The following is a 17,807-nucleotide window of genomic DNA, read 5'->3' on the forward strand; positions in this document are numbered from 1 at the left end:
GTTAGGGGGATAAAGATGACAGTGGATACAAAACTACCAGTAGATCAGGAGTACGTAAGCTCCTTTTCAAAGGAGCAAGGTGAACCTGAATGGTTCGCTACCCTGCGTACAGAAGCATTGGCTAAAGCAAATGAACTTCCAATGCCAAAACCGGATAAAACAAAAATCGATAAATGGAATCTTACTCAATTCAGCAATCATTATGTAAAAAGCGATAAATACGCTTCATTGAATGAATTGCCTGAAACGGTAAAATCATTGATCGACCTTGAAAATACATCTCAAAACTTATATATCCAAAGAAACAACTCTGCGGCTTATTTGTCACTTTCTGATGAATTGAAAGCTCAGGGTGTTGTGTTTACTGATATTTTCTCAGCAGTAAAAGAGCACGGTGAACTTGTCCAAAAATACTTCATGAAAGACGGAGTAAAAGCAGACGAGCACAAACTGACTGCTTTGCATGCTGCATTGGTAAATGGCGGTGCTTTCCTTTACGTCCCTAAAAATGTCGAAGTGAAAGAGCCGATTCAAGCTGTATACGTACACGACCAAGAGGATGTATCTTTATTCAACCACGTATTGGTTGTAGCGGATGACAACAGCTCTGTCACTTATGTGGAAAACTATGTTTCTACTGTGGAAGTAGAAAATGGGCTTGCCAACATCGTGACAGAAGTAGTCGCAAATGCGAATGCAAGAGTTGCCTACGGTGCAGTAGACACCCTTTCAAAAGGGTTCACAACATATGTTAACCGCCGTGGAACTGCTGCAAGAGATGCCCGCATCGATTGGGCACTTGGCTTGATGAATGACGGAAATACCATCTCTGAAAATGTCACTGACTTAATTGGCGATGGTTCTTATACTGATACAAAAACTGTTGTTGTGGGAAGAGGTTCCCAAATCCAAAACTTCACAACAAAAGTTGTACACTTCGGTAAAAACACTGAAGGATACATTTTGAAGCATGGCGTATCAAAAGACTCCGCTACATCCATTTTTAATGGAATCGGAAAAATTGAGCACGGCGCTTCTAAATCAAATGCAGAACAGGAATCCCGCGTACTGATGCTTAGCGAAAAAGCACGCGGCGATGCCAACCCGATCCTTTTGATTGATGAAGATGATGTAACAGCTGGTCATGCTGCATCAGTCGGACGTGTCGACCCAGTTCAACTTTACTACCTAATGAGCCGCGGGATCGCGAAAGTGGAAGCAGAACGATTGATCATCCACGGATTCCTTGCGCCTGTCGTCAATCAGCTTCCTATTGAAGGAGTTAAAAAACAGCTTGTTGAGGTCATCGAAAGGAAAGTAAGATAATGAATGCTAAAGAGATTCGCAAATTATTTCCGATTCTCGACCAGGAAGTCAATGGACATAAGCTTGTATACCTTGACAGTGCTGCAACTTCCCAAAAGCCCATACAGGTAATTGAAGCAATCGACAACTACTACCGCCAATACAACTCAAATGTACACCGCGGTGTCCATACCCTTGGAACGCGTGCCACTGATGGATATGAAGGGGCACGTGAAAAGGTAAGGAAGTTCATCAACGCTTCATCGACTGAAGAAGTAGTGTTCACACGCGGGACAACGACTTCCATCAATACGATTGCCGTCAGCTATGGAAGGGAAAATGTCAAAGATGGCGATGAAATTGTGATTTCTTACATGGAACATCACAGCAACATCATTCCTTGGCAGCAGCTTGCAAAGCAAACTGGCGCAACGTTGAAATATCTTCCGCTTCAAGAGGATGGAACGATTTCATTGGAAGATGTCAGAAAAACCATCACATCCAATACGAAAATCGTCTCCATCATGCATGTGTCCAATGTGCTTGGCACCATGAACCCGATTAAGGAAATCGCTAAAATCGCCCATGAACATGGGGCGGTCATGGTGGTTGACGGGGCTCAGAGTGCTCCACACTTAAAAGTGGATGTGCAGGATTTAGATTGTGACTTCCTGGCATTTTCAGGACACAAAATGGGCGGGCCTACTGGCATTGGAGTCATGTACGGCAAGAAGCACCATCTTGAAAAAATGGAGCCAGTGGAGTTTGGCGGCGAAATGATCGACTTCGTCGGACTCCAGGAATCCACGTGGAAGGAGCTCCCTTGGAAATTCGAAGGGGGGACTCCGATCATTGCAGGAGCCATCGGTCTTGGAGCCGCAATTGATTTTCTGCAGGAGATTGGCTTGGATGAAATCGAGAAGCATGAACATAAATTAGCTGCTTATGCCTTGGAACGTATGTCTGAGATTGAAGGGATGACGATTTACGGACCTAAAAATCCGCAAAATCGTGCAGGTTTGATAACATTCAACCTGGCAGATGTCCATCCGCATGATGTAGCGACTGTATTGGATGCAGAAGGAATTGCTGTCCGTGCAGGACATCACTGTGCACAGCCGCTGATGAAATGGCTGGATGTTTCTTCAACTGCAAGGGCCAGCTTCTACCTCTACAATACGGAAGAAGATATTGACAGCCTTGTAAACGGGCTTGTCAAAACAAAGGAGTATTTCAGCAATGTCTTTTAATAACTTAGACGCTCTATACCGCCAAGTAATCATGGATCATTATAAAAACCCGCGGAATAAAGGCAGCCTGGAAGACGGTAGTCTCACAGTGGATATGAACAACCCCACATGCGGAGACCGGATCCATCTGACGATGACTGTCAAGGACGGAAAAGTGGAAGAAGCTAAGTTTGACGGAGAAGGCTGCTCTATTTCCATGGCATCTGCCTCTATGATGACGCAAGCCATCAAAGGCAAGGATGTTGAAACTGCATATAAAATGGCAGAAATCTTCTCAGACATGATGCAGGGGAAAGAATATGATGAAGATATCGATCTTGGAGATATCGAAGCACTTCAAGGGGTTTCTAAATTCCCTGCCCGCATCAAATGTGCGACATTAGCCTGGAAGGCGATGGAAAAAGGGTTGAAAGAAAACGAATAAAGAGTTTCTACTCTTGAATGGAGGAATGATTTATGGCTAAGAAAGCGCCAGAAATCGGGGATTACAAATATGGCTTTCATGATAAAGACGTTTCAGTATTCCGCTCCAAGCGCGGCTTGACTCGTGAAATTGTCGAAGAAATTTCCCGTATGAAAAATGAGCCGCAATGGATGCTTGATTTCCGTCTGAAATCATTGGAGCATTTTTATAATATGTCCATGCCGCAATGGGGTGGAGACTTATCAGCACTTAAGTTTGATGAAATCACTTACTACGTGAAGCCTTCAGAGAAATCTGAGCGTTCATGGGATGAAGTGCCAGAAGAAATCAAACAGACATTTGATAAACTCGGCATCCCTGAAGCAGAGCAAAAGTATTTGGCAGGGGTTTCTGCTCAATATGAATCCGAAGTTGTCTACCACAACATGAAGGAAGATCTTGAAGAGATGGGTATCGTATTTAAAGATACAGACACAGCCCTAAAAGAAAACGAAGATATTTTCCGTGAACACTGGGCAAAAGTCATTCCGCCGACAGACAACAAATTTGCTGCACTTAACTCAGCAGTTTGGTCAGGGGGATCATTCATCTACGTACCACCTGGTGTAAAAGTGGATACACCGCTTCAAGCATATTTCCGAATCAACTCTGAGAACATGGGTCAGTTTGAGCGTACATTGATCATTGTCGATGAAGGCGCTCATGTGCATTACGTAGAAGGATGTACAGCACCAGTCTATACGACAAACTCCCTGCACTCTGCAGTTGTTGAAATCATCATCAAGAAAGATGCGTATTGCCGCTACACGACTATCCAGAACTGGGCGAACAACGTATTCAACCTTGTTACAAAGCGTGCAGTCTGTGAGGCGAACGCAACGATGGAATGGATCGATGGAAACATCGGATCAAAATTAACAATGAAATACCCTGCGGTCATCCTGAAAGGTGAAGGCGCAAGAGGTATGACTCTATCCATTGCTTTGGCAGGTAAAGGCCAGCATCAGGATGCAGGTGCAAAAATGATTCACTTGGCTCCGAATACTTCTTCTACCATTGTTTCGAAATCCATTTCGAAACAAGGCGGAAAAGTAACGTACCGCGGTATCGTTCATTTTGGACGAAAAGCGGACGGCGCCCGCTCCAACATCGAGTGTGATACATTAATCATGGATAATCAATCAACTTCAGATACGATCCCTTACAATGAGATCTTGAACGACAACATCTCATTGGAGCATGAAGCGAAAGTTTCAAAAGTATCAGAAGAACAGCTTTTCTACTTGATGAGCCGAGGAATTTCCGAAGAAGAAGCAACGGAAATGATCGTAATGGGCTTCATCGAGCCATTTACAAAAGAACTTCCAATGGAATATGCCGTTGAAATGAACCGCCTGATCAAGTTCGAAATGGAAGGTTCCATCGGATAATTCATTTATACCAAAAGTCCGCATTGTGGTTTTCGCAATGCGGGTTTTTCTTTGATAAGATAGGGGTAAAACATAGTCCCAAGGAGGGGTTGGCGTGATCTATGTTGGAGTGACCGGATGGGGCGACCATGACTCTTTATATACCGGCTTGACGAATAAAAGGGACCGATTGAAGGAATACAGCGGGCATTTTCCGATTGTGGAGCTTGATGCCAGCTTTTATGCTGTGCAGCCAAAAAGAAATGTTGAAAAATGGCTGAAGGAAACTCCTGAATCTTTTCAATTCATCGTAAAGGCCTACCAGGGGATGACGGGGCATCAAAGGGGAGAAATTCCTTTTGAGACTGTTAAGGATATGTTCGAGGCATTCATCGACTCTGTACGGCCGATCCATGAATCAGGAAAATTGGCGATGGTGCTGTTTCAATTTCCGCCTTGGTTCGATTGTAAAAAGGAAAACGTGGATTATATCCGCTATTGCAAGTCAATGATGGGGGATATGCCTTGTGCCATTGAGTTCCGTCATCAGTCATGGTATCGTCCTGAATTCCGGGAAAGGACGCTTGCCTTCATTCGCGATGAAAATTGGATTCACAGCATCTGTGATGAACCACAGGCCGGGGAAGGATCTGTCCCGACTGTGCTTGAAGCAGTAAACCCTGAAAGAACGCTCATCCGCCTGCACGGCAGGAATTTTCATGGATGGAATAAGCCGAACGGAGACAATTGGCGGGAAGTAAGGTATCTTTACCGATATAATAAAGAAGAACTGCTTGAATGGAAGAATAATATCGGGGTCCTTAAGAATCAGACAAAGGATCTTTATGTGTTGTTCAACAACAACTCCGGCGGGGATGCTGCAGATAACGCCAAACAGTTCATTGAATTGATGGATATCGAATATCAGGGGCTGGCGTCAAGGCAGCTGGATATATTTGATTGATCTCTCAGATGGACCATTTAGGGGTGTATGAAAGAGGAGAGAAACGAGTATGGAATGGATAGTGTTATTATTCATCGGCCTGGCAGCTGGGGCACTGGGCTCTTTAGTGGGGCTTGGCGGAGGAATCATCATCGTTCCTTCCTTGATTTATTTTGGAAGCTATACCGGCATCATCCCGGAAACTAGTCCACAAGTGATTGTGGGGACGTCATTGGCAGTGATGATTTTCACCGGTTTATCCTCAACTTTATCCTATATGAAGCATAAAACAATTGATTATAAGAGCGGATGGATATTTTTCATCGGAAGCGGACCAGGAAGCCTATTGGGGGCATGGATCAATAAAAGTTTAAATCTGCACAGCTTCAGCCTTTATTTCGGTTTCTTTATGGTGTTTGTTTCCGTTCTGCTGATGGTGAAGAAATACTTCAAGCCGGTTAAACATAATCCAAATGCAGGAATTCAAAAGACTTATACAGATCCACAAGGGAATATACATACGTATGGGTTCAGCCCCATAATTGGGATTATGATCAGCTTTGCGGTCGGACTTCTTTCTGGTCTGTTTGGCATCGGCGGCGGCTCCTTGATGGTTCCTGCCATGATCTTGATCTTTTTATTTCCTGCCCACGTGGCCATTGCGACCTCAATGTTCATGGTCTTCTTATCTTCCGTGACAAGCTCCATTGCCCATATCAGTATGGGGAACATCGATTGGATCTTTGCCTCTGCTTTGATACCGGGCGCTTGGGTCGGGGCAAAATTAGGGGTCTATTTAAATACAAAATTTTCATCCAAGACTTTGGTGAACCTTTTAAGGATCATCCTGATCATTGCAGGAATACGATTGATCCTTCAAGGGCTCTCAGGGTGACAGAGGGGTGACGCATCTATGAAGGAAACAATCCATATTTATCATACGAATGATATCCACAGCCACTTTGAGAACTGGACGGATATCAAACAATATCTCGCGGAACGCAGGGAGGAGCATGAAAAAACGGGGGAAGAAATGCTTCTCTTTGATATCGGCGATTTCTGCGATCGATGGCATCCATTAACAGAAGCGAGCAGAGGGAAAGAAAATATGGCTTTGCTGAATGACTCGAAATACACAGCAGCAACAATCGGAAATAACGAAGGGATCACTTTTGCATTCGGGGATCTGGATTCCCTTTACAACGAGGCGCACTTTGAAGTGATTGCAGCGAACCTTTTTTACAAGGATGGGAAACGACCCGATTGGGCTCTGCCGTATAAAATATATAAGACAAAGGGCGGCGTGAAGATAGGTGTCACAGGAGCCACAGCCTACTATGACACTTTCTATGACCTCCTTGGCTGGGATATTAAAGATCCTTTAAAAGAACTGGAACGGCAGATTGAGAGGTTGAAAAAAGAAGCAGATGTCATTATCGTCCTTTCGCATTTAGGGATTTACGAAGATGAACAGCTTGCCAAAATGTGCCCTGAGATTGACTTAATTCTTGGCGGCCATACACATCATCTTTTGGAACAAGGTAAGCTTGTGGGCAAAACATTATTGGGTGCTGCAGGGAAACATGGCAGGCATGCGGGCCACATCAAGCTGGAATTTGACACGGACAGCAGACGAATCATAACTAAGGATGCTGAAATAGAATCCTTCCCGCCACACGATGTGGATCCTTACTGGTCAAAAGGAGAAACAATGCTGCAGAAAACAGTCGTCCACCTGAATCAGCGAATCGATACTGACTGGTTTACTCCGGCGGAATTGCCCCAGATGCTTTGTGATGCCCTTCATGAATGGTGCAAGGCAGATTGCACCATGCTGAATGCCGGTCTTGTCCTGGAGGGATTAGGAGAAGGGAATGTGACGGAATATGAATTGCTGAAGTGCCTGCCACACCCAATCAACCCATGCGTCATTACCGTAAAGGGTGCGGAGCTGAAGGAAATCATCAAGCAGTCATGCAATCCTGATTTAATTCAAATGGATGTGAAAGGGCTGGGATTCAGAGGGAAAAAGATGGGGATGTTCCATTACAATGGAATCCGTTTCGATCCTCATTTCAAGAAAATCATGATAAATGGCATAACGCTTGACCCCGTTCAATCGTACCGGCTAGCCACAACAGATATGTTTACTTTCGGCAAATTCTTCCCTGATATTCAACGGGCTGAACATAAAGAATATTTCTTTCCCGAATTCTTAAGAGATATCATGGCATGGAAGCTTAAGAAGCAGGCAGACTGAGTCACTTACAGCCTGGCTTTTTCATACAAATGGGTATGAAAGGAGTTGGGGAACGTGGTTTCTTTAACGCCTGTAGACATAGAAGGCTTCACTTTCCTGGCAATTTCCGTGGAACTCCCGAAGACCACTTTGCTCGTCGTGACGAGTGAAAGGGGCTATATTATGTGCGGCGCCCTTGATGTGGGGCTGTTGAATGAGAGGCTTAAGGACCGCAAAATATTGGCGGGACGCGCTGTCGGGGTCAAAACTATTGACGAGCTCCTTGAGGCTCCTCTGGAATCGGTCACTCATGAAGCCTTGGATGCCGGGATTACCCCGGGGATGCTTGGAAAGGATGCATTGCTTCTTATGCTGTAGCGGCCAAAAAAGGTATATTCCTCATGTCGTGCGAGGAGTATACTTTTTTTGTTTATGTACCGTTTGACGTAAAATAAGACTAATTCACCTTGAAAAAATTCTTAAATTCTATATAATGAGAAACTAGAAAATAATGTCGGAAAAAGAAAAACTTTCAAAGATTATAGATTAGGAGAATCCTATGAGGCTTATATCCACAAGGTCGTTAGAACCTGGCATGATTTTGGCTAGTGCAGTGTACAACCAAGTAGGACAAGTACTGCTGCAGGAAAAAGTAGAATTGAAGATCTCTTTGATTAAACGTTTGATTGAACTCGATATCAAATATGTCTATATTGAAGACTCTTTATCCGCAGGGATTAAAGTCAAGGACACAATCCCCGCTTCCGTCAAGCATAAAGCAATCCAGACGGTAGAAGCAGCTTTTACAGATATGCAGGCAGAAAACAAGTCAAAAAGAAGCTTTTTGCTGGACCAGAATTCTAAAATATTCAAGGACATCATCAAGGGTCTTTTGGATGAAATCAAAGGGAACCGGGACCTTCTCACGATTTTAACAGATGTGTATATATATGATTCGTATATTTTTCAGCATTCGTTCAATGTCACCCTCTACACGCTTGCGGTGGCCATGGAAATGGGTTATTCAAGCAAGAGTTTGGAAACCATCGGACTTGGCGCGATCCTTCATGACGTAGGAAAGATGATGGTGCCTGAAGATATTCTTATGAAGCCCGGAAAGCTTACAGGGGACGAATTTGAAGTCGTCAAAAAACATACTGATTTTGGATTCGATATTTTAAGGCAGCTCCATACAGTTCCCCTTTTAGTTGCCCACTGCGCATTCCAGCACCATGAGCGGCTGGATGGATCAGGCTATCCAAGGGGATTGAACGGCAAGGAAATGCACGAATATGCCAAAATCATCGCCGTAGCGGATGTTTTTGATGCCGTCACTTCCAACAGGGTATATAGGGGTGCCCTTCTCCCTCATGAGGGACTGGAGGTTTTATATGCAGGTTCCGGCACATTGTTCGAGCCTGAAATTGTTGATGCTTTCCGCAGGTCGGTCACGATCTATCCGAATGGCATAACTGTCCTTTTGAATGATTCCAGAAAAGGGATTGTATCGAAACAGAACCCTAGTTTGACTGAAAGGCCTGTTATTAGAATTATTGAAGAAAATGGCCGTGAACTTCAGGAGCCTTATGAGATTGATCTGAAAATAGAATTGGATGTCATGATCCATAGCTGCGATGTGGATTGGAAAAGTCCGGTAGCGAAATAATTTCTTGCGTTAATTCCTCCTGTTCAAGCATAGATATAGCTTGTAAAGGGGGAATTTTTTGTGGCTAAATTCCATAGTGTCAAACCCCGGCGGGCAGGACCGCTTCCAACCCGGTATGTTTTTCTACTTACATTTGTCTTCTTCATTTTTTCTACGGTGGCAGGATTATGGATCGTCAATGCCGGGCTGAAACCTACTCTCACCAAGTACGCGGAATCTGAAACGAAAAAAATCGCCGCGCTGGTCATCAGCAAAGCCATCAATAAAAAAGTCGCCAGTCTGATGGGAGAAGATTTAATTGAATCCATCCCGAGCGGCAGTTCAGACGGGATGCCCATCATCAATTTCAACACAAAGGTCATGAATACGGTTTTGGAACAAACGCAAACCCTTGTTCAAGAAAATCTTAAAGAAGCAGAGAAGGGGAATCTGTCAGTCCTTGATACGCTGACAGATGTGGAAATAGATAAAGAGGAGACGGCTAAAAAGCAAGGAATCGTCTACCTGGTGCCCTTGGGCCAGGCGACGAATAATGCTCTTCTTGGGAACCTCGGGCCAAAGATCCCCATCCGCTTCCATGCAATCGGTGATGTAGAGACTGATATAAAATATAATATCCAGGACCGGGGGATTAACAATACCTTCATATATTTCTATGTCCATGTGGAAGTCAATGTCCAGATGATCATCCCATTTGCGACAAAGATGACCAAGTATGAACAAAATATCCCGATAGGCTTCACCCTTTTCCCTGGCAAAGTCCCGCAGTATTATAACGGAAATGGAAAAGCCAATCCTTCCATTCAACTGCCTGGGTCATAGGAACTAATAAGAATTCAGAGATAAGGAGGCCTATTTGGCCTTTTTATTATGCCTGCAATAATTTCCAAATGGCCCTTTAACTGATTAATATAGTAAAAACCAGTGAATTTCCTGTTTCCGTATTATCCTGAAAAAATTTTAAATATTGTTTTGACAAGCATTTTAAATGCATATATACTTGATTTTAGATTATATTAAATAATCAGACAATATAAAAAATTCCAATTCTTTGGTACTTGAGTTGGAGGATAAAACAGGGGGGAATATGATGGATAATCGTCCACAGTGGGGTACAAGGGCCGGCTTTGTCCTTGCAGCAATCGGCTCGGCAGTAGGTTTAGGAAATATCTGGCGTTTTCCAGGAACAGCATATGACAATGGTGGAGGGGCATTCTTTCTTCCGTACTTATTTGCCCTTTTAACTGCGGGGATTCCGCTTTTGATTCTTGAATTTACCATCGGGCACAAGCATCGTGGATCAGCTCCGTTATCCTTTGCACGTGTACGGCGCGGTGCAGAATGGATGGGCTGGTGGCAAGTAGCCATTGCATTTGTCATCTCGACTTATTATTCCGTCATCATTGCATGGGCAATGTCTTACTCAGTATTTTCATTTAAACTTTCCTGGGGACAGGGAGACACAGTCAATTTCCTGGTTTCAGACTACTTGAAAGTTGCAAAAGCAGGAGAAATCGGAAGCCTGGTGCCTGGGGTCCTCATCCCATTGATCATTACTTGGGTCGTTACATTAGCCATCCTATTTGCAGGCGTCAAGAAAGGTATCGAAAAAGCGAACAAGATTATGATTCCAGCACTTGTTGTTTTATTCTTGATTATTGTTGTTCGCGCGTTGACTCTTGAAGGCGCAGTAGATGGATTGAATGCATTCTTCAAACCAAATTGGGACATGATTGCCAAGCCGCAGGTATGGGTGGCCGCATATGGACAGATCTTCTTCTCGCTATCCATTGCATTCGCTATCATGGTAACCTACTCAAGCTATCTTCCAAAAAAATCAGATATCACCAATAATGCCTTTATTACAGGGTTTGCAAACTCCAGCGTTGAATTATTAGCTGGTATCGGAGTGTTCGCAGCTCTTGGTTTCATGGCACATCAACAAGGTGTTCCAGTCGATAAAGTGGTTAGCAGCGGTGTCATCCTGGCATTTGCCGTTTTCCCTGAAATCATCAACCAATTCCCTGCACTAAATGGATTGTTTGGATTCTTATTCTTCTTCTGTTTAGTACTTGCAGGTTTATCTTCATTAATTTCAATCGTCGAAACATTCATTGCAGGGGTTCAGGAGAAATTCAATGTATCCCGTAAATTGGCTGTTTCAGTCGGCGGCGGATTGTCCGCTTTGATTTCATTATTCTTTGCCACTCAAGGGGGATTGAACTTCCTTGATGTAACAGATGAATTCATCAACCAATTCGGTGTTGCATTAGCAGGGTTGTTCGAAGTTGTCTTCTTCGCATGGTTCGTGAAGCAGCTAAATCCATTGAAGCAGCATGCAGATGCGATCTCTGACATCAAACTCGGTGCCTGGTGGAAAATCTGTCTATCAGTCATTACCCCAATTGTTTTGGGCTACATGATGTACGGTAAATTCAAAGAACGTATTGTAAATGGATATGGCGACTACCCAGCAGACTTCTTATTCAATTATGGATGGTCTGTAGCACTTGGCGCTATCCTCGTTGCGGTACTGATTTCAAGAAAATCCTGGCCGGGCAGCAAAATTGAAGTTCCGGCATCAGATAAGGAGGTTTCAAGCTAATGGACGCATCAGCAGTAGTCATGATGATCATCGGTATGGTAATCATTTGGGGAGGACTGGGAGCGAGCATTCTCCATGCAGTCCGAAAAGCTAAAGCCTCAAAATCTTCTTTATAAGAAAAGAACAAAACCGGTCCTTGAATAGGGACCGGTTTTTGTTTATTTAGAAGTGCTGTCCAGTTCCACCGGCTAGAGGCTCCACTCTTAGTTATTCCGCTCCCAAATCCGCAGGTAAGGATATGGATCGAACGACCATTCGATCAGTCCATTGTCTTTATACATCCCATAATGGAGATGTGGAGGGAATTTGCCTGATGTACCTGGAGGCCCGTATCCTGAGCTTCCGACCCCCCCAATCAACTGCCCAGGCTTCACTACTGCCCCTACTTGCAGGTCTTTGGCAAATCCGCTTAAATGGGCAAAGTAGTGGTAGGTATTATTGATATCCCGGATACCGAGCCGCCAGCCTCCGTATTTGTTCCAGCCTTTCATTTCAATGATCCCGTAGCACGTAGAACGGACAGGGACCCCATAGTCTGCAAATATATCCGTGCCTTCATGGATACGTCTGCCGCCCCAGCCTCGTGCATCACCCCATGTATTCTTGAAGCTGTAATTAAAACGGGAAGGGAGAGGAAATGCTTTTTCGTCTAAATCCAATTTTCCAAACGTTTTGTAAAGCTGCGCTTTCTCCATGATTAAGCTTACAGCCTTATCTCTTTTATAGTAATCCCAGAGTGCGATCCGGAAATTCTCTTCATCCGATCCGTAAGGCTGCAGGAATTGTGCCATGGCAAATAGTACATCTTCTCCTGTAGTCATATCTGCAACCCCATCCCCGTTTCCATCCACACCTTTTCCATTGAAAATCGTGATGGATAAAAGATCTTTTGCATCAGGATTCGGATTGAGATAACCCGCCCATTCTTGATTTTTTATATAGATGGCTGTCAATCCATCAGCTTTTGGCAGATCCCTTCTCACAGAGCGGACGCTTCTCTCATATTGATCGATGGCGGCATAGTAATACCAAGGGATCTGTGTCAACACATCCATTTTTCGATACAATGCCATTCTTTCCTTATAAATATCTGCATCGCTTTCTTTTGCAGAAGCCATCGACGGCAGGAACCCTGCCAAAAGAATAATAAGGATCAGTACAGTTCTCAAAAGGGTCTCCTCCTCATGCAGCAGCATGTATATAGTTTGGCGATGACAGCGTATTTTCATAAATATCAATTAATGGTAATGGTAATATTCGAAGCTTGTCTATGCAGTTTTAGTATGTTAAAGTGACATGTGTAGGAAGACCTTTTACCTGATTTCTTTACATAAATGAAAGGTCAGTTTGTTGAGGAAGCATTGAGCTAATTGAGCTAATGGAGCGGCTTTTTCAATGTTCTGAGGTTCTTGATGACTCTATTGCTGTCTTGGCCCAAACAACAGATTATGATCGGAGATGAAAGCATGAGCAAAAGAGAAGAACATTTACGTAAACCAGATTGGTTAAAAATAAAGCTAAACACAAATGAAAACTATACTGGCCTAAAAAAAATGATGCGCGAAAATAATCTTCATACTGTGTGTGAGGAAGCAAAATGTCCGAACATCCACGAATGCTGGGCTGTAAGACGTACAGCGACATTCATGATTCTTGGAGATGTATGTACCCGTGCATGCCGTTTCTGTGCTGTTAAAACCGGTCTACCGACTGAACTTGATTGGGAAGAGCCTGAACGTGTAGCTGATTCTGTTCAATTGATGAATTTGAAGCACGTTGTCGTAACTGCGGTTGCCCGCGATGATTTAAAAGACGGTGGAGCAGCTGTTTTTGCTGAAACTGTTCGCGCGATCCGCCGGAAAAATCCTTTTACAAGCATCGAAGTTCTTCCTTCCGATATGGGTGGGGTTTATGAGAACCTGAAAATGCTCATGGATGCACGTCCTGATATTTTAAATCATAATATTGAAACGGTACGCAGCTTGACTCCGCGTGTCCGTGCGCGTGCCACCTATGACCGTACATTGGAATTCCTCCGCCGTGCGAAAGAAATGCAGCCGGATATCCCGACAAAATCAAGCATCATGGTCGGTCTTGGTGAAACAAAAGAAGAAATCATCGAAACAATGGATGATCTTCGTGCGAATAATGTAGATATCATGGCAATCGGCCAATATCTGCAGCCGTCCAAAAAACACTTGAAAGTTAAAAAATACTACCATCCAGATGAGTTTGCTGAATTAAAGGAAATTGCCATGAGCAAAGGATTCAGCCACTGTGAAGCTGGTCCGCTTGTCCGTTCTTCCTACCATGCTGATGAGCAGGTAAATGCTGCGACAAAAGCGAAGCAGGAAATGGGCGAGAAAGAAATCCAGCAGCAGCAAGCATAATTATGTAAAAATCCCCGAGAAAATATAATCTCGGGGATTTTTTTGTCTTCGACAAAATTCGGGCGGTGTCCAGCTCCAGCGCCTAGAGGCTGGGAGGTTTCCTTCAGCACACTTACGATAAGTCAACATCGGATCGCTACGCTCTCCGTGTTTCCTTTATCTCGTGGTGCTTCAGTCCAACCTCGGCGCCTCTTAACAGGCGCTTCCGCTTTTCTCTTTAATCCATCATACTTTTGGTGCCGGCACCTTGCTTGCTTTTTTGGTTGTATTCGTCTGAATCGGTGAGGTCGTTCCTTTCTCCGATCATTTCATTGTTTTCGTTGACGCCCTTGCTAAGGATATGTCCTTGAGGGGATCGCTTCAACATCAAATTTGCTGTATCGCGGATGACGTCATGGACATTGGCCATGTTGGAATCCATGGATGCGATATTTTCCACATTCCGCATCAGCGTAGGATCGTCCGTGACATACACGTGATACCAGCCTGGAACGACAGATAGTGCCGTCTTTTTGACTTGGTCAGCCACGTCATTTCTTTCTTTCTTGCCCTCGGCATCCGTTTTGTAGGCGATTAGCACCTCGTGATCCGTTACAAGTGTAGAGCAGTCATGCACTTTCGGCAGGGTGCCGACAGCCATTTTACTGATCGTATCTGCAGTTTTCTCACGATTGACGGCGTATATCTCCTGATAGTTGATGCCCTCATTCATGATCGGACTTTTTTGCTGGCGCACATAGCCGAAGTTCTCGGCATGCTTGCTCTTGTTATTCGCAAGGTTTTCGTTGTATAGTTCAGGTCGGTCACTCACATTGATGGTATTGCCGTTGTCGTGGAATAAGTGATTGTCATCAGCAGCTTTATTTTGACAGGCACTTAAAAGAGCAACACCTAAAATGGAGGCGACGATGGTATTCTTCCTCAATTGTAACACCCCCTCATTTACTAGAATGGCCACTGTTTTATGAATTTTGCTTAGTAATTGATGGGGAATCAGTTATAATTTATAGTAAGAGCAAATTTGAAGGTGGGTGAAGCAATGATTTGCATCAATAATCACTGCTATGAAATTGAGCATGAATTCCGCGAAGGATTCAATGAAGAGGCTTTCCGCAATCGCTACAGTGAAATTTTGACTAAATATGATTATATTGTCGGGGATTGGGGCTATGGTCAATTAAGGCTTAAAGGCTTTTTCGATGATCAAAACCAAAAGGCAAGCTACGATACCAAAATCGGTACATTGAACGATTATCTTTATGAATACTGCAACTTCGGATGTGCATATTTTGTAGCTAAGAAAGTAAACGCCAAGAAAGCATAAGCAATTAAAAAACGAGCCGACTGCACAGTTTGGGCTCGTTTTCTGTTTTTAGACAGCGTTCATTCATTTTCCGTATACGGCGGTTCTTCATTCCGGTCCGGATCGTCATGAGTGGGATGTGCCCCCGGTTCCTGTCTCGGGATATCCTGATGGAGAGATTTGAATTCATAATTGAATGCACTGTAGTAGCGCTGCCCTTCTCTCCATGGGGTGGATTTATTTTCGACAGGGGTGTATTTCCCGCGCGGAGCTCCATAAGGCCCTTCAGGAGTGATTTCGGGAACGAGGAAGTTCCTCTGTGTTTCTACATTGGAAAAATCCGAGTATTTTTCTTCTTCTTTGTCCATTCCTGGATCTCTTTCATCGTTCATGATGCAGCCCTCCGTTTCCTTGACTATATTATACGGAGGGCATTTCTTTATCATACATATCCGTTAACAGATGAACTCAGATAAAAATTCCTTTAATTCACCTGCTTCTTCCTCACTCATGTTAAAAACATGTTCCAAGTAGCCTTCTTCCTCTAAATCGTCAGCTCCGAGAATGGCAAATCGACTGCCTTGCATATCCAGGACCAGCTGCTTGCCATAATGGCGTTCACTTCGTACGATTGCCAAATCAAATCGCTGGTTTTCGCCCATGAAGCTGACGAACCGTGTCTTCGTATTTTCAAGATCATCATATAGATAAAATCGTTCTGACATACTTGTTCGCTCCTTTTTCACATTTCTCATTTCATCTTAACAAATTTGCCGGAAAAGGAGTAGGAGAAGAATACGCGGGCAATTTATGATAAAATACGGATGGAAGCAATTGAAAAGGAAGGGTGCTTGCAGTGTATTTTGTCGATCGGGAACATATTGAACATACATTGATTTATATGGAAAAACAGCTTGGATTGTTTGAACAAGTGAAAAATAGCAGCAGTGAAATTGAAAAGGCTGCATTTGAAAGAGCAGCGCATACGATCATCGAATGTATCCTGGATGCAGGGAATTCCATGATTGATGGGTTCATCATGCGCGACCCGGGTAGCTATGAAGATATTGTCGACATCCTAGAAGATGAAAAAGTTATTACAAAGGATATGCAGGATGGCTTGGTAAAAGTTGTAGGATGCCGCAAAATGCTTGTACAGCAATATACCGATATGGACCATGAGAAAGTTGAGCGGATTTTCACCAAAGAGTTTTCATCCCTTCAAAATTTCGCTGATTGCGTTCGAAGCTATCTTACCAATGAACTGGGTCCAGTATCAGCCTTCAAAAACTGACGCTTTCTTTAATGAAAGCGTTTTTTCATTTGCGGAAATAGGATAAATTTTTTTGGTTCGGGTACATTTTCTTTATGACAACGTGTGAAAGGGAAGAGGATTATGAAAGAATATAAAGGATATTTAATCGATCTTGACGGAACGATGTATAGAGGGAAAGAAAAAATTGAGGAAGCCGGGGATTTTGTGCATCGCCTCAATCAAAAGGGAATTCCATATTTATTTGTGACCAATAATTCTTCAAGACGGCCAGATCAAGTGGCAGCGAAGCTCAGGGATTTTGATATTCCGGCAGAGCCTGAACAAGTATTTACCACTTCTATGGCAACGGCGAATTACATTTTTGAAAAAAAGAACGATGCGTCCATTTATGTGATTGGAGAGGAAGGAATCCGCACGGCGCTTGAAGAACGAGGATTGAGCTTGGTGGATGAGAAGCCTGATTTTGTAGTGGTAGGCATCGATCGCTCGATCTCCTACGAGAAATTGGCATTGGCTTGTCTCGGGGTAAGAAATGGCGCTACTTTTATTTCCACAAATGGGGATATCGCCATCCCGACCGAGCGAGGCCTGCTTCCGGGGAACGGTTCACTGACAAGCGTGATAACAGTCTCCACGCAAACGGAGCCGATCTTCATCGGGAAGCCGGAATCCATCATCATGGAACAGGCGCAGGAAGTTTTAGGGGTTCCGAAAGAGCAGACGCTCATGGTGGGGGACAACTACCACACAGATATCCTTGCCGGCATGAATGCGGGATTGGATACCCTGCTTGTCCATACAGGAGTTACTTCTGCGGAAGATTTAAAAACATATGGCAAGCAGCCGACATATACAGTGAACAGCTTATCTGATTGGGATATTTAAGCGAAATGAAAAGGTATAATCCTCTTGGTGAAGTGGATTATACCTTTTTTGTTGTCTCAGAAATTATAAAATATTACCTTGTGGATAGTTCATACAAGGTAGTCGACGTCCA

General features: G+C 43.8%; 20 protein-coding genes. 16 read left to right on the forward strand and 4 right to left on the reverse strand.

What is annotated here, in order from left to right:
• Positions 1-15: 15 nt before the first annotated feature.
• From sufD to DFR59_RS13130, 12 genes are all read left to right on the forward strand, one after another.
• On the forward strand, positions 16-1,326 hold the full coding sequence (gene sufD / locus DFR59_RS13075) for a Fe-S cluster assembly protein SufD (protein WP_114746101.1): 1,311 nt from the start codon (positions 16-18) through the stop codon (positions 1,324-1,326).
• Complete coding sequence (locus DFR59_RS13080) at positions 1,326-2,555, forward strand: cysteine desulfurase (RefSeq protein ID WP_114746102.1); 1,230 nt, start codon at positions 1,326-1,328, stop codon at positions 2,553-2,555. Before sufD ends, DFR59_RS13080 begins: the two co-directional genes overlap by 1 nt.
• Positions 2,545-2,979, forward strand: coding sequence for a Fe-S cluster assembly sulfur transfer protein SufU (gene sufU / locus DFR59_RS13085; protein WP_114746103.1), 435 nt, complete (start codon positions 2,545-2,547; stop codon positions 2,977-2,979). The genes DFR59_RS13080 and sufU overlap by 11 nt, the downstream gene beginning before the upstream one ends.
• Before the next feature lie 32 nt (positions 2,980-3,011).
• A complete protein-coding gene (sufB, locus tag DFR59_RS13090; RefSeq protein ID WP_114746104.1) occupies positions 3,012-4,409 on the forward strand; it encodes a Fe-S cluster assembly protein SufB in 1,398 nt (465 codons plus the stop codon).
• Positions 4,410-4,503: 94 nt separating this feature from the next.
• On the forward strand, positions 4,504-5,352 hold the full coding sequence (locus DFR59_RS13095) for a DUF72 domain-containing protein (RefSeq protein WP_114746105.1): 849 nt from the start codon (positions 4,504-4,506) through the stop codon (positions 5,350-5,352).
• 49 nt (positions 5,353-5,401) lie between these two features.
• Positions 5,402-6,226, forward strand: a complete 825-nt coding sequence (locus DFR59_RS13100) for a sulfite exporter TauE/SafE family protein (protein ID WP_114746106.1) — start codon at positions 5,402-5,404, stop codon at positions 6,224-6,226.
• 18 nt (positions 6,227-6,244) lie between these two features.
• Positions 6,245-7,591 (forward strand): bifunctional metallophosphatase/5'-nucleotidase, encoded by a 1,347-nt coding sequence (locus DFR59_RS13105; protein WP_114746107.1) that lies wholly within the window; start codon positions 6,245-6,247, stop codon positions 7,589-7,591.
• Between the two features lie 54 nt (positions 7,592-7,645).
• On the forward strand, positions 7,646-7,948 hold the full coding sequence (locus DFR59_RS13110) for a YunC family protein (RefSeq protein WP_114746108.1): 303 nt from the start codon (positions 7,646-7,648) through the stop codon (positions 7,946-7,948).
• A gap of 181 nt (positions 7,949-8,129) precedes the next feature.
• Positions 8,130-9,236: an HD-GYP domain-containing protein gene (locus DFR59_RS13115; RefSeq protein WP_114746109.1), complete on the forward strand. Its 1,107-nt coding sequence runs from the start codon at positions 8,130-8,132 to the stop codon at positions 9,234-9,236.
• A gap of 60 nt (positions 9,237-9,296) precedes the next feature.
• Positions 9,297-10,058 carry a sporulation protein YunB gene (gene yunB / locus DFR59_RS13120; protein WP_114746110.1) on the forward strand — a complete coding sequence of 254 codons (762 nt, stop codon included), beginning with the start codon at positions 9,297-9,299 and terminating at the stop codon, positions 10,056-10,058.
• A 268-nt stretch (positions 10,059-10,326) separates the two neighbouring features.
• Positions 10,327-11,841: a sodium-dependent transporter gene (locus tag DFR59_RS13125; protein WP_114746111.1), complete on the forward strand. Its 1,515-nt coding sequence runs from the start codon at positions 10,327-10,329 to the stop codon at positions 11,839-11,841.
• Positions 11,841-11,957 (forward strand): methionine/alanine import family NSS transporter small subunit, encoded by a 117-nt coding sequence (locus DFR59_RS13130; protein ID WP_114746112.1) that lies wholly within the window; start codon positions 11,841-11,843, stop codon positions 11,955-11,957. Before DFR59_RS13125 ends, DFR59_RS13130 begins: the two co-directional genes overlap by 1 nt.
• 87 nt (positions 11,958-12,044) lie before the next feature.
• On the opposite strand, the gene DFR59_RS13135 is transcribed toward DFR59_RS13130, so the two are convergent.
• On the reverse strand, positions 12,045-13,010 hold the full coding sequence (locus DFR59_RS13135) for a M23 family metallopeptidase (protein WP_211318559.1): 966 nt from the start codon (positions 13,008-13,010) through the stop codon (positions 12,045-12,047).
• Positions 13,011-13,307: 297 nt separating this feature from the next.
• On the opposite strand from DFR59_RS13135, the gene lipA reads away from it, so the two are divergent.
• Entirely contained in the window at positions 13,308-14,231 is a 924-nt protein-coding gene (gene lipA, locus DFR59_RS13140) for a lipoyl synthase (protein WP_114746114.1), read from the forward strand.
• Between the two features lie 217 nt (positions 14,232-14,448).
• Here lipA and DFR59_RS13145 read toward each other — a convergent pair whose 3' ends face one another.
• Entirely contained in the window at positions 14,449-15,165 is a 717-nt protein-coding gene (locus DFR59_RS13145; RefSeq protein WP_425454712.1) for a YhcN/YlaJ family sporulation lipoprotein, read from the reverse strand.
• Between the two features lie 105 nt (positions 15,166-15,270).
• Between DFR59_RS13145 and DFR59_RS13150 the strand changes: the two genes are divergently transcribed.
• Positions 15,271-15,555, forward strand: coding sequence for a YutD family protein (locus DFR59_RS13150; protein WP_114746116.1), 285 nt, complete (start codon positions 15,271-15,273; stop codon positions 15,553-15,555).
• Positions 15,556-15,614: 59 nt separating this feature from the next.
• On the opposite strand, the gene DFR59_RS13155 is transcribed toward DFR59_RS13150, so the two are convergent.
• Both DFR59_RS13155 and DFR59_RS13160 read right to left on the reverse strand, forming a co-directional pair.
• Positions 15,615-15,926 carry a cytosolic protein gene (locus DFR59_RS13155; RefSeq protein ID WP_245948485.1) on the reverse strand — a complete coding sequence of 104 codons (312 nt, stop codon included), beginning with the start codon at positions 15,924-15,926 and terminating at the stop codon, positions 15,615-15,617.
• A 63-nt stretch (positions 15,927-15,989) separates the two neighbouring features.
• Complete coding sequence (locus tag DFR59_RS13160) at positions 15,990-16,259, reverse strand: DUF3055 domain-containing protein (RefSeq protein ID WP_114746117.1); 270 nt, start codon at positions 16,257-16,259, stop codon at positions 15,990-15,992.
• A 131-nt stretch (positions 16,260-16,390) separates the two neighbouring features.
• Here DFR59_RS13160 and DFR59_RS13165 point away from each other — a divergent pair, with 131 nt between their 5' ends.
• Complete coding sequence (locus DFR59_RS13165) at positions 16,391-16,828, forward strand: DUF86 domain-containing protein (RefSeq protein ID WP_114746118.1); 438 nt, start codon at positions 16,391-16,393, stop codon at positions 16,826-16,828.
• Positions 16,829-16,930: 102 nt separating this feature from the next.
• Positions 16,931-17,695: a TIGR01457 family HAD-type hydrolase gene (locus DFR59_RS13170; RefSeq protein ID WP_114746119.1), complete on the forward strand. Its 765-nt coding sequence runs from the start codon at positions 16,931-16,933 to the stop codon at positions 17,693-17,695.
• The last annotated feature ends 112 nt before the right edge of the window (positions 17,696-17,807 follow it).

Origin of the sequence: Falsibacillus pallidus (assembly GCF_003350505.1) — a bacterium.
GTDB lineage: Bacteria > Bacillota > Bacilli > Bacillales > DSM-25281 > Falsibacillus > Falsibacillus pallidus.